The sequence below is a fragment of the Tundrisphaera lichenicola genome, from assembly GCF_051175385.1.
Lineage (GTDB): Bacteria > Planctomycetota > Planctomycetia > Isosphaerales > Isosphaeraceae > Tundrisphaera > Tundrisphaera lichenicola.
The window spans coordinates 70,170-86,015 of sequence record NZ_CP195108.1; the positions used below are offsets into that span (position 1 = coordinate 70,170).

Annotated in this window: 11 protein-coding genes and 3 pseudogenes; 4 read left to right on the forward strand and 10 right to left on the reverse strand. The window is 64.9% G+C overall.

Annotation, left to right across the window (positions count from 1 at the left end):
• Window positions 1-95 precede the first annotated feature (95 nt).
• Window positions 96-302 (forward strand): DUF6444 domain-containing protein, encoded by a 207-nt coding sequence (locus tag P12x_RS30615; RefSeq protein WP_435012005.1) that lies wholly within the window; start codon window positions 96-98, stop codon window positions 300-302.
• A 236-nt stretch (window positions 303-538) separates the two neighbouring features.
• On the opposite strand, the gene P12x_RS30620 is transcribed toward P12x_RS30615, so the two are convergent.
• The 7 genes and pseudogenes from P12x_RS30620 to P12x_RS30650 form a co-directional block, all read right to left on the reverse strand.
• Entirely contained in the window at window positions 539-1,867 is a 1,329-nt protein-coding gene (locus tag P12x_RS30620) for an IS701 family transposase (RefSeq protein ID WP_435005574.1), read from the reverse strand.
• A 194-nt stretch (window positions 1,868-2,061) separates the two neighbouring features.
• The gene (locus tag P12x_RS30625) at window positions 2,062-2,589 is read right to left on the reverse strand and encodes a transposase (protein WP_435005113.1); all 528 of its coding nucleotides are present in this window, start codon (window positions 2,587-2,589) and stop codon (window positions 2,062-2,064) included.
• The gene (locus tag P12x_RS30630; protein WP_435005114.1) at window positions 2,564-3,139 is read right to left on the reverse strand and encodes a winged helix-turn-helix domain-containing protein; all 576 of its coding nucleotides are present in this window, start codon (window positions 3,137-3,139) and stop codon (window positions 2,564-2,566) included. The genes P12x_RS30625 and P12x_RS30630 overlap by 26 nt, the downstream gene beginning before the upstream one ends.
• Window positions 3,140-3,179: 40 nt before the next feature.
• Window positions 3,180-3,305, reverse strand: a pseudogene (locus P12x_RS30635) (IS3 family transposase); the annotation flags it as partial.
• Between the two features lie 243 nt (window positions 3,306-3,548).
• A complete protein-coding gene (locus tag P12x_RS30640) occupies window positions 3,549-5,489 on the reverse strand; it encodes a recombinase family protein (RefSeq protein ID WP_435012006.1) in 1,941 nt (646 codons plus the stop codon).
• 129 nt (window positions 5,490-5,618) lie between these two features.
• Window positions 5,619-6,795: pseudogene (locus P12x_RS30645) on the reverse strand (IS3 family transposase).
• Between the two features lie 219 nt (window positions 6,796-7,014).
• Complete coding sequence (locus tag P12x_RS30650) at window positions 7,015-7,683, reverse strand: PEP-CTERM sorting domain-containing protein (protein ID WP_435012007.1); 669 nt, start codon at window positions 7,681-7,683, stop codon at window positions 7,015-7,017.
• Window positions 7,684-8,539: 856 nt separating this feature from the next.
• On the opposite strand from P12x_RS30650, the gene P12x_RS30655 reads away from it, so the two are divergent.
• From P12x_RS30655 to P12x_RS30665, 3 genes are all read left to right on the forward strand, one after another.
• The gene (locus P12x_RS30655) at window positions 8,540-8,767 is read left to right on the forward strand and encodes a hypothetical protein (RefSeq protein WP_435012008.1); all 228 of its coding nucleotides are present in this window, start codon (window positions 8,540-8,542) and stop codon (window positions 8,765-8,767) included.
• Between the two features lie 173 nt (window positions 8,768-8,940).
• Window positions 8,941-9,162 carry a hypothetical protein gene (locus P12x_RS30660; RefSeq protein WP_435012009.1) on the forward strand — a complete coding sequence of 74 codons (222 nt, stop codon included), beginning with the start codon at window positions 8,941-8,943 and terminating at the stop codon, window positions 9,160-9,162.
• 1,224 nt (window positions 9,163-10,386) lie between these two features.
• A complete protein-coding gene (locus P12x_RS30665; RefSeq protein WP_435012010.1) occupies window positions 10,387-12,327 on the forward strand; it encodes an ATP-binding protein in 1,941 nt (646 codons plus the stop codon).
• Between the two features lie 103 nt (window positions 12,328-12,430).
• On the opposite strand, the gene P12x_RS30670 is transcribed toward P12x_RS30665, so the two are convergent.
• The 3 genes and pseudogenes from P12x_RS30670 to P12x_RS30680 all read right to left on the reverse strand — a co-directional run bounded on the left by P12x_RS30670 (window position 12,431) and on the right by P12x_RS30680 (window position 15,476).
• Window positions 12,431-12,754, reverse strand: a complete 324-nt coding sequence (locus P12x_RS30670; RefSeq protein WP_435012011.1) for a hypothetical protein — start codon at window positions 12,752-12,754, stop codon at window positions 12,431-12,433.
• Window positions 12,755-13,162: 408 nt separating this feature from the next.
• The gene (locus P12x_RS30675) at window positions 13,163-13,357 is read right to left on the reverse strand and encodes a hypothetical protein (RefSeq protein WP_435012012.1); all 195 of its coding nucleotides are present in this window, start codon (window positions 13,355-13,357) and stop codon (window positions 13,163-13,165) included.
• 450 nt (window positions 13,358-13,807) lie between these two features.
• A pseudogene (locus P12x_RS30680) lies at window positions 13,808-15,476 on the reverse strand (IS1182 family transposase).
• Window positions 15,477-15,846 lie beyond the last annotated feature (370 nt).

Here is a 15,846-nt window from a genome sequence, read left to right on the forward strand (position 1 = left end):
CCAGGCGTTCCGTTCGTATCAGATAACGGAGTAGTACTAAGTAGACGTTCACGGCGCGGATTGCATGCTCAAGACCGTTTGATTATGACGTCCGCATGAACCGGTCGGACTCGATCCCCCAGCACATCTGGGACAACCTCTCGGACGAAGCTCGTGCGGGCATCGGGGCCGACATCAAAGCGTTGGAGAAGCGGATCGCCAGGCTTGAGGCCAGCCTCAACAAGAACTCGCCCAATTCGTCCAGGACCCCGTCATCCGACCCGATCGGGATCAAGCGGAGGCCGCCGGACCCCCCGTCGTAGTAGCGTTGCGGTGGTCAGAAAGGTCATCCGCGACGGCTGAGGGCACTGGTGCCACCGGAGCGGGTCGCCTCGGTTAACGACTGTAAGCCGACCGAATGTTGCCGCCGCGGGCAGGCCCTGGTTAATGAGGATGCCGAACCTAGTTCTACTGTCACGGTTAACTGAATCCAGACGTTTTCCTTCGAGGTGGATAGGTCTTGGTGCGGGCGTACCAGTGGTAGATCCGAGCTTCCTCATTACGCCGCAGCACCGCGCTGATCTCCCGCGCGATCTCGGCCGATGTCGGCGGACGCCGGCGGAGCAACCGGGTGAAGATCGCTCGGACCTGACTTACCGTCACCGCCGGGGTTTTCCCCCCCGATCCGCTCTCGCTCCAGGATCAGGAACCACAACGCCAAGAGGCTCAGCGTGACATGGTGATGCCAGCCCACCCAGCTCCGGACCTCGTAATGCGCCAGGCCCACCTCCCCCTTGGCCTCCTGGAACACCCGCTCGACCCGGTGTCGCTTCGACCGCACGCCCACCACCTCGGTCAGCGGCACCTCGGGCGACGCGTTGCTCAGCGAGTAGGTCACCTCCGGCTTGGCCTCCAGGGTCCGGATCATCAGCAGACGCTCTTCCGGCCCGATCCGGCGACCCAGCCTGGCGCGGACCCGGGCCACGGCCGCCTCGACCTCCACCGGCCCTTTGCCACCCTCCCGGATCGTCAGCCGGGTCCAGCGGTCCGCCGGCAGCGTCGCGGCCCAGGTGTCGGCGCGGCGGAACGGGACCTGGCGTCTGGGGCCGCGACGGCCCTTCTTGCGGGGCGGACGCCGGCCGTCCAGGTCGCGGATGGTGGTGTTGCACGGCACATCCAGCACGTACCGCTCGCCCCGCTCCCGCAGCAGGGCGCGGAACTCCGAGGCCCGGCCGAACTCGTCGTCGCCGGTGACCCAGCCGTGCGGCACCTCGGCCCCGCTGCGGGCCAGCAGGTCCGCGGCGATCTCCCAGGTCTTCCGGTACGTCACCTCGTCGGGGACATGGCCGGCGTTGCGACGCGCCGGATCGTCGGCCCAGTCCTTGGGCAAATAGAGCCTGCGGTCCAGGGGGGCGTGCCCTCGGGACGAGACGTAGGCCAGGAAGACGCCCAGTTGGCAGTTGTCGATCTTCCCTTGCCGTCCGCACCACTGGCGGGCCACGCCGCAGCTCTCCTCGCCCTTCTTGGGGAATCCCGAAGGGTCGAGGACGATCACGCCGTCGGGTTCGCCCAACTTCTCGGCGACATGCCGCCGCATCTCGGAGGTGACCGCCTCGTCGTCCCAGGCCCCCTGGCCGACGAACATCTGGAGGTTCTTGCGCGGGATTCCGGCCTGGCGTGCGATCGGCTCGACGCTCTTTCGTTCAAGACCGCTGAGCAATCCGCGGACGAAGGCTGCGGCGTGGCCGCGTTGCTCCTCACGATAGAAGCAGGGGAGATAACGCTTGAGGAACCGAGTGAGGTGGGCCCGACAGTCGCGGACGTCCTCGGTGGAGACGGTGGCGTCGGCCAGAAGCGCGACGGCCGCGGGATCTTCCAGGATGGTCATGGCCAGGCCTCGGTACGACGATACCCCCCAGCACTCAGCATAACCTGTATCAAGGTTAACGAGTTACGGAATCCGTGACAGTAGAACTAGACTCCCCCTCGAGAACCGAGCACCGGGTTAACGGTTATCCGGCTCGTTCGTACTCGACGGGGACTAGTAGCCCAGCGACGAGTCATACCGAATCCCCTGGATGACTAACCATTGAGCTCGACCGCCCAGCTGAAGCCGACGGCTCCGCGGACGACCTCGGGGTGGTCGATCAACCATCGGCACCGATCCAGGACAGGGACCTGCATCGTGGCCAGGTCGTTGAACCCCAGGTTGGCCACCGCCTCGCGTACCAGCGGCCAGAGCGGCTCGACCGGCTGTAGCTCCGGCGTGCAAGGCGGCAGTCGGTGCAGCACCACGTTGACCGGGATCGCCAGCCTCCTGGCCACGTGCCAGCCGGCGTTGTCCACCATCAGCACCAGCAACTTCTCCCCGGCCGGGTCGGCCCAGCGGGCGAATTCCTCCAACGCCAGGCCCATCCAGTCGGTATTGGCCGAGGGCAGGATCAGCTCCAGGTTCCGCCCGCTGGCCGGGTGCACGAAGCCGTAGACGTAGGCCCATTGGTACTTGGTCCGGCCATAGGAGAGCGGCCGATGGGCTCGCACCGCCCAGACCCGACGGGTGATCGGCTTGAGCCCCAGCCGGGCCTCATCCTCGGCCCAGACCTCGACCACTCGGCCGGGGTGCTCCCGACGTAGGCGGGCGACTCGATCGGCCAGGGCGTCTTTTCCACGCCCGCTGCGAAGCGGGCGTGGCGGCCTCCGGATGTCGGGGTCGGGGGACCTGCAGCGAGAAGCCCAGGCCACGCAGCCATCTCCAGCCGGTCTGCTTGCGGATGTGGACGTCCCAGCGATCGCGGACGAAGGTGGCGACCTTGGCCCCGGTCCAGAGCCCGCCGTCGGGCGGCGACTGGCGGAGGGCGGCCCAGAGATCGACCTGCTGCTCGGGGGTGAGCTTGCTCTGGCCGCCGTTGGTGGTAGCCCTCCGGTCGCCCAGGCCATCGGGCCCCTGGGCATTCCAGCGTTTGAGCAAGGCGCGGGCCCAGACCGGAGTCAGGCCGACCTGCTGGGCGGCCTGAGCCGGGCTGAGCGGCTGGTCCGGGCGAGTTAGGAGCCAGATCACCTGCCAGTGGGTCTTCTCGATGCCGGAGCGGCACGCGCGATAGCGGCGAGCGATCTCCTCGGGGGGCAGGTGCAGGACGATGGGCAGTCGTTCGTTCGCCATGGGGAACCTCCGTGGAAGTAGGAGATCCCCCTATGATAACTCATCCGGAAGATTCCGTATCACGCCGGACCCGGTTGTAGAAGGCCTCGATGTACTCGAAGAGGCTCGACCTCGCCTCCTCCCTGGTCTGGTAGTCCTTGTCGTGGACCAATTCCTTCTTGAACGAGACATCATTCACCCCCACTCTGCAAGCTCGTTGTCCTGCTCGGCTCGTCTGGTCGACTCGGCCGGCTGGTCAGCTCAGGCGGCGGCGTCCGCCGGCCGTGGTGCTCGATCTCGAATGCCGGCAGCTGGCGGAGTCGCCCGACTTCCGCGGCGTCGGCCCACACGATCCACCGGCCATTCTCGCCTCTCAACCGCCGCGTGTGTACCCATCCCGTCCACCGCCATCGGTGGACCACGATCGGCTTCACTTCGAGTTCCGCCGCCAACGCCGGCAACCACCACTCGCCCGTTCCAGGCAGGTCATCCGCGTCACGCACCCCGGCTGGAACACCAGCCCTCCCGAACCGCGCCAACAATTGACGGACCCGATCGCCCGTGAACCCGTCGCCGCGGGCCGCCTGATATCCCTCGCGGTTGAGCGACTCGGCGATCGCATCCGCTGTCCACCCGTCTCCTCGCAGCCCAGGATCAGCCCCCGGAGCCGCGCCAACCCGCCGAGCGCCTGGTAGGTCCGCAGGCCCTGGCGGATCGCGTGCCGCGTGACCGTCCCGCCGCGCCAGTGGATCACCACGTCGATTCTCTCCGACTCTCCGTCGCGGCTCAGTTCCACGCGGTCGATCAGCACGCGGACGACGGCTCGCCGATCGCCTCCGGTCGTCGTCGGACTGCGCCACAGCCCGGGTAGGTCGTTCGCCAACCCCGTGATCCGCTCTCGATCGGACACGCTCAGGTGTCGCGGCTGTTCGGCCTGGAACCGGTCATAGTCCTCCACGAGCCCGCGTCGCTCGGCCAGCTTCTGCTCCCACTGTCGCTCCAACTCCCGGGCTACCAGTCGGTTTTCCGGATCGACCGCGTCGTACTGCCGCCGGGCTCGGTCCGCGTCGTACTCGGCCCGCTCCAGCCGCTGCTTCCAGAGCGCGTGCAGCCGCTCCCGGTCTTGCTCGACTCGCTCGGCGGCCCGGAGGCTCAACTCCAGCGACGCCGGCTCGACCACCTTGAGCACCAGCGATTCGATCAGCCGGTCCGGGTAGGCGGCCACCAGGCTCTGGCATCGCGACCCGCCATACTCCCGGAGCTCCCAGTCGCACGCGTATCGCGGGTTCGCCGACGCCCGCGCGTTTCGCGCCCCCATCGGCTTGCCGCACCGACCGCACCGGACGATCCCGTTCAGGAGGGTCGGCGCACGGCCCGTCGCCTTCTTCGATCCGGGGCCGCGATCGTTGGCGGCCAGCCGTCGCCGGTTCGCCTCGAACTGTTCCCACGGGATGTACGCGGGGACGGCGTCCCGGAGCAGGCACGCCCACTCCTCGGGCGGGGCGTTCCAGCGGCCCGACTTCGGCTTGCCCGCGACCCTTCGGGTCGGATCGAAGGGGGAGCGGCCGTAGGCATAGGCCCCGGCGTAGATCGGGTGCCGCAGCATCTCGTAGAGGGCGCTGCGTCGGGGCCTGCGCCATTCCAGTCGCCCCTTGCCCGGACCCTTGTACACCCGCAGCCCGAGCTGGATGTCACTGGCCGCGAAGTAGGCGTGCACCTTCGTCAGCGAGCCGAGTTCGGCGAACTTGGCGAACACCAGCGACACCACCGAGCGCACCTGCTCGTCCGGGTCCTGCGCGATCCCGCCGTCCGGCGAGCGCACGTACCCGACCGGCACGCAGGTGAACAGCTCGCCCCGCCGGGCCTTGTTCAACTTGCCCTGGTGCATCCGCGCCTTCAGGACGTGGATCTCCGCCTCGCTCATCATGCCTCGCAGCCCCAGCAACATCCGATCGTTGGGGTCGGTCGGATCATACACGCCGTCGGCGTCCGCGAGCAGGACCTGGAACAGGCCGCACAGCTCCAGCAATTGATACCAGTCCTTGCACGACCGCGACAACCGGCTCATCTCGCGGCCGAACACGACGCCGACGTGCCCGAGCGACACCTCGGCCAGCAACCGTTGGAACCCCGGCCGGTTCTCGACGGAGGCGCCGCTGATCCCCTGATCGTCGTCGATCACCAGGACTCGGTCGCTGGCCCAACCCAGGGCGACGGCTCGTCGTCGCAGTTGGTATTGCAAGTCGGTCGATTCGCGGTTGCCGGCGACCTGCTGCGGGGTGGACTGGCGGACGTAGACGACGGCGAGGCGATCGCAGTGCCGGGGCCGGATCTTGTGGGCGAATGGTGAAGCGTTGTCAATACGGCTCATGATCCCCCTCCGCTGGTGCGTCGGGGACGACGAGTCGCTCCGCGAGCATCCGACCGAGTCGTCGGAGCAGTTCCTCTTGATGACCGGTCGGCAGGTCCTGCCACCGGGGTCCGGGCGGTCGAGGTGGGGTCAGGCGCGGGGGGGGACGCGGTCGGTTCGGTCGGGCATGGTGCAGCTCCTGGGGCGCGGGTGTGATGCTCCTGAGAGAAGCGGGCCAGGTCGAGCAAGGCCCACGGACACGCGGCCACCTCTGTTATATCCGCGCCGACAACGACTTCGTCGATGGGAGGTCGTTGTCGGCTCCTTCTTCAGGCTCGCGAAGAACGACTCCATCGGGGCGTTGTCCCAGCAGTTCGCCCGCCGGCTCATGCTGCCGATGATCTCGTGGCTGGCCAGGAGTCGCCGGTAGTGCTCGCTGGCGTACTGGCTGCCCCGGTCCGAGTGGGCCACCAGGCCCTCTCCCGGCAGGCGTCGCGAGACGGCCATCTCCAGGGCGTCGACGACCAGCCGGCTGTCGATCCGCTCGGACATCGACCAGCCGACGACCTGTCGGGAGTAGAGGTCCTCCACGGCGGCCAGGTAGAGCCATCCCTCGCGGGTCGGGATGTATGTGATGTCAGCGGTCCAGACCTGATTGGGGGCCTCCGGCTCGAACTTCCGATCCACCACGTTCTCGGCGATGGATCGGTCGTGATTCGAGTCGGTGGTGCAGCGGGACTTTCGCCTGGTCCTGGCCGCCACTCCGACTTCGCTCATCAGCTTGGCCACGATGTTCTCGCTGTGGGCGTAGCCCCGCGCCACCAGCTCGGCGTGGATCCGCAGGCTGCCGTAGCGGACCTCGACCTCCTAGTGGATCGACTTGATCTCGGCGACCAGGGCCTCGCTCCGCTCCTGGCGGGCGCCGGAGGGCCTTCGTCGCCACTGGTAGTAGCCGCCGCTGGAAACCTCCAGGACCCGGCATATCAGCCGGGTCGGGAATTCCCGGCGGTGGCCCTCGATGAACTCGCATCTCATGACGACGTCCCGGCGAAGAACACCGTCGCTTTTTAAAAATCTCGCGCTCCATGCGGAGCCGCTGGTTCTCGGCGCGGAGGCGGCACAGCCCCTCCTCGACAGTCGGGAGCTGACTCTTGTAATGGAAGGCCTGCTAACCCTCGGCGGCCGGGGCGGTCTTCCAGCTTCTCAGCAGGCTCACGCCCGGGCCGAATTCGGGGGCGATCTTGTCGAGGCTCTTGACCTCGGCGGCGATCCGCCGAATGGCCTCGACCTTGAATTCGGGGTGTAATTGCGGCTCTGCTTCGCCAATGCTGACCTCCTCACGGTGAGCTTACGCTCTTTTCGGAGCGCTCGCAATTCGTGGGGAAGTCGATCGGAGCTATAATCGAAATCGTGGACGGTGGACCAAGGAGGGCGGCGTACCCTTGGTGAAACTCAAGACGACCAGCCAGCCGAAATAATAGAGGATAACGCCGCCTTGGATCGGTCTGAAGTACAGCGGTTCTTGCTCGATCGGAACCATCCGAGCTCAATCGAGAAGCCTTCCCCGTCGCCGCCGAGCGAAGATCAAGCCAACAAGACCGGCAACACCACAAAGAGTCAGTGAGGATGGTTCTGGCACGGTAAAGGCGGATGCGCTACCATAAAACAAGGAATCAAGCGTGTAGGAATATCGAAGCCCGGTGTTTGGGTCGGGAGACGTTCTAATTGTGAGGGAATTAAAGGCCGTATCCGAGGTAAACCCCACGAACTGCCCGGTGCTCGAATTGGGAAACGTGCTGATCGTGCTCCGCACCACGTCGCCAGTGTCGAGCGTAACAGTAAAATCTCCCGAGCTAGGAGCGAAGGTATTGATGTCGATGGCAAATGCGGTGATAGAGGATGCGAAGGTGAAACTCGCGGATTCAAAGTTGCCGAAAAAACCCGACGAGGTGGACCCTAAACCATTTGGCGGGGTGCTCGTCAGAAAAGAATCAGTGACGATGGGCCTCCCATTAGATGCGACATAAGTAATACCACTCAGAGTCCTGAGCACCGTACCGACTGGAATCGAATCGAAGTCTTGGTTCAAGATACTCCCTTTACCCAGAGCATCCTGGAAACTGTCACGATCGACGGTCGTGATTATCGCAGCCTGTGCGGCGGTGAACCCGTGCAGGGCAAATGCGACGATCAGAAAAGAGAATCTTTTCAGCATGATACCTCCTTTTGCTGATCACTGACCAGGGTAGTAAACTGGACCCGCCCGCAAATGTCTTGAGAGCAGGATAAAGAAGCGACTTCGATTTTACTTCTCTGCTCAGCGGTCAGTAATTCAAAGCAGGCACTAAATTGAATAAATCGCGAATTCTTAAATATGATCCAGGGTCCGGCCAAGTTAACTCCCTGTACATTTGAGCGTTTCACGATTGCATCTCTTACGTCGAACGCAACCTGAACCATCCGAGGATATCTTGCGGCGCGGCCTCTTGGGGACTCACCCGATTGCGGTTGTGAGGGCTTCTTGTTGTCCGGGCCGTCGCCGATTTCAAGGCGCCATTCTCTTTGGAAAACATCTCCTCGATCGGCGAGTAATCGGGGCTCGAAAGTGGCAGGGGGATTACTCTCACTCCGGCCCGATTGACCGCCTTCGCGATCGATTTTCGGTCTACTCAGCCGCAAGGCAAACGGTCGAAAGCTCTAGGCGGAATTGTATTAAAAAACCACTCTTGAGGCAACTCACGTCGATAAATAGCAACGCAAAAAGTGAGATGGAGATACCACGGACTGGAATCCAATGGGTTCATAAGTCTGGTGAAAGCCCGACCGACCAAGGTTCGCCTGGACTTCCCCTCGAGTGGACTTCCCCTCGAGAACCGAGCACCGGGTTAACGGTTATCCGGCTCGTTCGTACTCGACGGGGAACCAGAAGCCCTAGATGACGGCGAGCTACCGGCCGGGGCTGTTCCGCTGGCGCGAGGCGGAGGGCCTGCCGCGGACCAACAACGACCTGGAGCACCTGTTCGGCTCGTACCGACACCACGAGCGTCGCTGCTGAGGCCGCGAGCCCGGGCATGGTCGTCCGGGGCTCGGTGCGCCGGGTCGCCTCGACCGCCACACGCCTCCGCCCAGTCGCCGCCCCCGACCTCCACCCGCCCGACATCTCCGCCTGGCTCCGCCTCCGCCGCGGCCTCGACGCCCGCCGCGCCGTCCGGGCCCAGGGGCGGAGGTTCCGCAAGGACCCCGAGAGGTTCCTCGGATCGATCGAAAATGTTATGCTCAATCAAATGTTGCCAACCTAGAAAAAAAAACTGGTGCAAAACCCACAGGGCCGAAGTTGATCGGCATCCGCTCCACCCCCGAATGGGCTGATTGGATCGACCGAGCCGCGAAACATCGCTAAACTCATCGATGCTTCGGTCGCCGAGTACGTCAAAGCGAAAGGCTTCACCGAAGCACCTCCGGAGCGAATCCCATGAGCCATTCCAACGACCTGGCCGCCTCGATCCTCGAGGTCGAGATCGAGGACGCCTGCGCGGCTCGCGGTCTCGACGATCGGGCGACCGCGTTCATCGTCCGGTCGCACCGGAGTAACCCTGAGATGACGGCCACCTTGATGTCTCGCGGCGTGGATGCGGCCGGGATTGTCTCGTGCAAGCTGGCCATCATCGCCGGCTTGGCGGACCATCGATCATGACGACCATCGCGAGCCCCCCTCGTGAAGTTAATGCTTTGTTTGCGGGGACGGGGAGCGCCAAAGGAGGAATAATCGATCAATTTAACGTGTAATTATTACAAATACAACATAGGCCGGTCTATCTCTCCGGGGCGGCGAAGCGGGCGCGGAAGGCGGCCCGTGCCGCGGGGCAGGAGGGGGCGGCGAATTGATCCCCGGGACGGCAGCCGTTGCGGGGTTCCGATAGCAACGGAGAAAATAACAACGATCTTCCTGAAGCGGTGTTCTCGCAAACGACGGTATTCGAGAAGCCGCAAGACCTTTGGGCGAACCCACGCGATTCCTCGGGGATTCGGTTCTCGATAAACATTCTCGAATGAGTCTTCTCGTTTCGAGCGGTCCGAAACGGGTTTCGAGAAGTCTCTTCGTGCGAAACCCAGTTCTCCGAGCCAAGTTCGTTGTTATTTTTTCCGTTGCTATCGGAACCCCGTTGCGTCGAGTGCCGGGACGACCACCCGAAAACGGTTCTCGACGGGGGCGACGATGGGCGGGAAGCCGGTGGCGAACATCCGCGTGAGCACCAAGGGGCAGGTCGAGAGCGGGCCAGGGCTGGAGGGCCCGATCATCGACAAGGACTTTTTCGCGTCGTTTTGCCCCACTCAAGAAAGTTAACGATTGGTGTCCGCTTGTAGGTCGTGGTCGGTGCGGATTCTGGCCCTGATGCGGACTCTCTCGACGGAACCACCGCCCTCTTTCTCCGGGCTTCTTCCTTCGCTGGCTGGTTCGGCGCGGGGCGGTAAGTCCTCACGAGATTCGAGATGTCGGCAACAATTTCGCGAGGCAACGACCTCGTTTCGGCAAGAAAAATCGTGAGGCAACGCGCCAGGCCCACGGTGATCGCCCGCTGCGATTCCGGTCGCTCGGCCCCCGCCGGCATTTCCATTCGCCTGCGGCGTCGGCAATCGGGGGATGATCGGGCTCGGGTTCGTGTTCCACGGGATCGCTCCCGTGGATGGCGGCCCCATGGTCGCGTGATCTTGGCGGTTTCAGGCGGAGCAGCCAGGGAGAACCGGCTCATCCTTCTTGATGTCGCCGGCGTCCGAGAATCGGCTTTATGTTGAGCCCCCGGCACTTCGTTGGCCCGAACGTTTCCATCGGGCAGTGTTTTTCGATTACGATGGCCAACTCCCATTTAGAAATCCTTGCAGGCTGGAAGCTTAGAGCGGCAAATGAAGGTACTCACCTATGTCGAATGCCGCTGAGAAGCCCCCCGAGCCTCATGAGCAAACGGTCCGAGACGCTCTCGCCTACGCCGAGAGCATCATCGATACCGTGCGGGACCCGCTCCTCATCCTCGATTCCGACCTCCGCGTCCGGTCGGCGAGCCGCTCGTTCTACAAGACCTTCGGTGTGGACCCCGAGACGACCGAGGGATGCCTCGTCAATGAGTTGGGCAATGGGCAGTGGGACATCCCTGAGTTGCGGACGCTCCTCGAAGACGTCCTCCCCACGAACGAATCGTTTCATGACTTCGAGGTCACGCACCAGTTCGAGGGCATCGGGCAACGGCGGATGCTCCTGAACGGCCGCAAGGTCCGCCGACCTGGCAACCACTCGGAACTCATCCTGCTCGCCATCGAGGACGTCACTCCGACCTGGCGGGCCGGGGTCGACTTCGCCGACAATCGCGAGCGATACCGGGTCATCGTCGAGGGGGCCGTCGGCTTCGCCATCTTCACCTTCGACACCGAGGGCGTCATCACGAGCTGGAACGCCGGTTCCAAGGAGATGCTCGGCTACACCGAGGAGGAAATCCTCGGCGAGAACTTCCGCGTCATCTTCACGCCCGAGGACATCGAGGCCCGCCAGGCGGACCGGGAGATGCGGACGGCAGCGGCCCAGGGTCGGGCCTTGGATGAACGCTGGCACTTGAGGAAAGGCGGCGAGCTGTTCTGGGCCCAGGGGCTGGTCATGCCCCTGAAGGACGACGCCGACGAAATCCGAGGCTTCGTCAAAATCATCCGCGACAAGACCGAGGAGCGGCGGCTCCATGACTCCCTCGCGAAGAGGACGGCCGAGCTGGAGGAGGCCGACCTGCACAAGAACGAGTTCCTCGCGATGCTCGCCCACGAGCTGAGGAACCCGTTGGCGGCCATCACCAGCGCCGTCAGGCTGGCCCGGAGGCCCGGCCTGGAGGACCACCTCCCCCACGCCCACGAGGTCATCGAGCGGCAGGCCGGGAATCTCGCCCGCCTCATCGACGACCTGCTCGACGTCTCCCGCATCGCTCAGGGCAAGGTCGAGCTGAAGCGGGAGGTCGTCGACGTGCCCGCCCTCATTGGCCGTGCCACCGAGGCCGTCCGGCCCCTCATCGAGCGGAGGCGGCACGAACTGACGGTCCAATTCACCGGCGGGTCGATGCACGTGGACGCCGACCCGACGCGGCTTGAGCTGGTCGTCGGGAATCTCGTGACCAACGCCGCGAAGTACACCAAAGAGGGCGGGACCATCACGGTCTCGGCCAGGAAGCAGGGGGACGAGGTCGTCATCGCGGTCAAAGACACCGGGGTCGGCATCTCGGAGGAGATGCTGCCGAAGGTCTTCGACCTCTTCACGCAGGTGGACCGCACGCTCGCCCGCTCCGAAGGGGGTTTGGGTATCGGGCTCTCGCTCGTCAGGCGGCTCGTGGAGATGCACGGCGGGAGTGTCGCGGTGACCAGCAAGGTCGGCCACGGGAGCGAGTTCACCGTACGGCTCCCGCTCGTCGAAGCGTCGGCCGAGGAGTCCGAGCCGTCGCGAGCCTCGGAGGTGTCGGGGGCGGGAAGACGTGTCCTCATCGTGGACGATAACGACGACACGGCACGCATGACCGGGAGGCTCCTCAAGTCGCTCGGCTTCGAGGTCCGGCTCTGCCATGACGGCAGCACGGCCATCGAAGAGGCCCGGGAGTTATGCCCTGATGTGGTCCTCCTCGACATCGGACTACCGGGGCTGAATGGCTTCGAGGTGGCACAGAAGCTCAGGGAAGAGGCGTGCTGCGGGGACTCGCTCATCATCGGGATATCGGGCTACGGGGACCGACAGGCCCTCGAGAAGGCCCGCAAGGCGGGCTTCGACCATTACCTTGTCAAGCCCGTGGATATCGAGGCGGTCACCCAGCTCGTGTCTCGGCCCCGGCATCCCTGAGCATTTGCCTATCAGGGTCGAACTTCTCGACCGTCCCCAACGCCCGGTTTTGCCGGAGATAATTCCCTGTACCTATGCCGGGAGCGGCCCGACTCCGGGGCATTCATTCCCCGCCGGGCTCTTCCACCTGCCCGGTGTCCTGGACGTGCCCGCACGCCCGGCAGCGGTACTTGACCGCCCGGGAATCCGCCGCGACCCGCTCGCGGAAGGGGTAGGCCCGCCGGGCCCCGCAGCTCGGGCACCGGGCCGGGATGATGCGGGGGAGAAAGAGCCCCCCGAAGAACCCGAGGAGGAGCCAGTAGAGGACCAGGCCCCTGTAGTCGCGGGGGACCAGGCCCAAGAGCGTCGCCGCCCAGAGCAGGGCAGCGGGGACCCAGAGGGCGTACCACAGGGATTTGCATGTCCTGTAGTGGGTCGTCGGTTCCATGAGGTACGCCCCTCCCTGTCATTCCCCCCGCCATGCTACCGATGATCCCGCCGCTCGTATCCCCTCGCCCCGCTCGCCTCTCCGGTTACGGCCCGGTGAAGCTGCCTGGCCTGGGATGCCGGTCAGCCCGGAGTTGTGCAGGATAACCCCCACATCCTCCCCGATCCTGCGACCGCCCGGGTCGGCTCACGGCGTGAACGCCGCCGGCCGGGGCGCCCGACGACGGGCCTCTCCGCGCCAGGGGGCCGGAATTCCGATCGAAGGGCCGCGACGCCGGACCGGGCGACGGTCGGGAGCCGGGGATCGACCGGCTGGGGGGGTGGCCTCCGAGGTGCTGGTGATGGGATGGCGGGAGGCCGGATGACCGGCACGACCGTCCTGATCCTCCCCGATTTGACATAGGCGTGATTATCGGACGTCGCTTGCCTTCTCCAGGCGGGCCAGCGTACGCCTCCATCGGACCTTGGCCAGTAGCATCCGGGCCATCTCCCTCTCCCGCCTCGATATCGCTGGAGACTCGGCCGTATCGGGCCGGAGCCACCTGGTGCCCTCGGGCAACATGGCCGAAACGTCAGGACGCGCCACCGATAGCGGGGTCGTCATCGAATCCCTCCGTTGTGCGAGCGTCGCACCTCCGAGGATGGCTCAGCATCGAGCCACCTAGATCCACCATAGTCCACGAGGAGATGCGAAGCGTCCGGGATTCCGGAACGCAACATCACGGAGGCTGACCATACCGACCTTCATATTCCCGCCAGGACGATCGTCCGATGGACCCGTACGGCCCCGTCGAAGCGCACCGATCCCCTTTACCCCCATGTTTCGATAGTATCCGCCTATCGAAAATACGTCAATCGATTCACGAATTATACGACATATCAAGGGAACGCGGGGTCACTCCTCGGAACGGAAAAAAATGCACGCTAAGGGCTGACGAAGGGGGTGGCGGAAACTCCCATCGTCGCTCTCTCCTCGAAACTCGGCGATTTTGGGCTGTCTTGTCCCGTCTGAAAGCATGGCGGAAATCTAGTGGATACTGTTGGCGAACTCGGATCAGGCGACGAGCCGGGCGAACCGCGACTTCCGCGTCTTAGCCCGGGGAATCTCCCCCAGCCAGTCGGCGATCCGACTGACGTCCATCGCCGCCGCGGTTGCCACGTGCTGTAAATGCACCTTGGCCTCGCCCCGATACCGTGCCCTCCTCAGCCCGAACGACCGCACCCCCTGCGAGATCGTGCCCTCGATCCCCGCTCGTCTCTTGTAGAGCCGGCGTCCCTCCGCGCTCTCGATCAACTCGCGCATCGATCGCAAGGCTTCAAATTGGGATCGAGCCGGCAGCTTGAGATGACGTCCTTGCTTCGCGGCTCGCGTACATCGCGCACGCATTGGGCAGACGCGGCATTCCGCCGCGGAGAATCCGACCGACACGTACGGCCCTCGCTCGGCCTCGGGGTGCTCCTTCCAGTAAGAACTGGTCCGGCCTTCCGGGCATCGCACCTCCTTGCGTTCCCAGTCGATTGCGAATCGCTCGATGCCGAACGCCCCCTCGGTTCGGTTCTGCCAGCTCGCGTCGCCACGCGGAGGGCCGATGATCTCGATGCCGTGGCCCTCCCGGCCGCTCACGAGCACCTCGGCGTGGACGTAGCCGGCATCCACGTAGTGCTCGGACGGGGCCAGGCCCTGATCGACCAATGCCTGCTGGATCGACGCGGTGCAGTTCGCCTCATGCACCGACGCCGTGGTCGTCGTTACCTGGGTGATCAGATTCGGGCTGTCGTCGTCGCAGGACTCGGTGAGGTGGGCGGCGTAGCCCGTCCAGCTCGTCCCGCGCTTGCTCCGGTACCGCGCCTCCGGGTCGTAGGGCGACTCGATCCCCTCGGAGGCCGGAGGGAGATCTCGCAGCGGCTTCAGGGAGACCTGGCACGTCGGGCCGCCCTCGGGAGTCACCTCGCCCCTGAGGAAGTGCCGCCCCCAGAGCGCGCGGAGCACTCGCACCTTCGGCAGCTCGCGGAGTTCGGCGGCGATGCCCGGCCTCTCCAGTTGATCGAGCACGAGGAACCCGTCCTCGCCGACGGCATGTGCGTAGGCCTCGCGCTGCGGCTCGGTATGGGGCAGGCGGCTATCTTCGATGCGTCGGCCGTAACGCTCGAGCCAGGCCGCGGGTGCCAGCCCCCGCAGCCATTCCGGGGCCGCCTCGGCCAGTTCGTTGAGGGCCTGCGCGCATCGCCTCGGCCAGGAGCTCCAGCCGGTTCATCGAGCGCACGCAGGCCAGCACGTGCGTGGCGTCGGTTCGCTGCTTGCCCCGGGCCTTGAGCAGACCCATCGCCTTGCAGCGATCCAGCAGCGTCACGAGTAAACGCTCCGAGGCGTCCCCGGCGAGGAGCCGGGAGCGGAACTCGCTGAGCACCGAGAAGTCGAACCCGTGGTCCTCGAGTTCCAGGCCGAGCAGGTACTTCCAGTCGATCCGGGCGCGCAGGGCTTCGGCCGCCTGTCGGTCGGAGAGCGACTCGCGGAACTGGAGGAGGGTGACCAGGGCGAGCCGCCAGGGGGCCAGGGCCGGCTTGCCGAGGCGTGGGAAGAGGTCGGCGAAGTCGTCGTCGCTGAAGATGGTGCCGAGCTGCTCACGCAGTCGGAGGTATGGATTCCCCTTGGGGAACGAGGCGGTCGCGATTCGGACGGTCATCGCTGGGACGGGCTCGATCGAGGTCTTCTTGAGAGACATGAGTTCCCTCCGGCATCAAGGTAGATGCCGGGAGGTTAACGGCCCAGGTCACTGAAAGGGAGGGGGCAGAGGGTGTTGCGTCGCCAGGAGTTCGCCAACAGTATCCTAGTGTTTTTCGCCATAGTGAACGCCGAACCTGGAAGCCCGAATTGAGTCAATCGAGCCACTTTCGTGCTTCGTCTCACGGCTTAGCGTGCAATTTTTTCCGTTCCGAGGAGTGACCCACTTTGTGGGGAACCCCCCCAGCATAGTTAAGAACGCGAATAGATCTCGTTGGTCGGCTCGACCTCCTGGTCGAGCTATCACATCTCAGCCCGGTGGGTTAAAATTGTGCTCAGGCCAATATTCCATGTGCGTGTGCCTTTGGAGC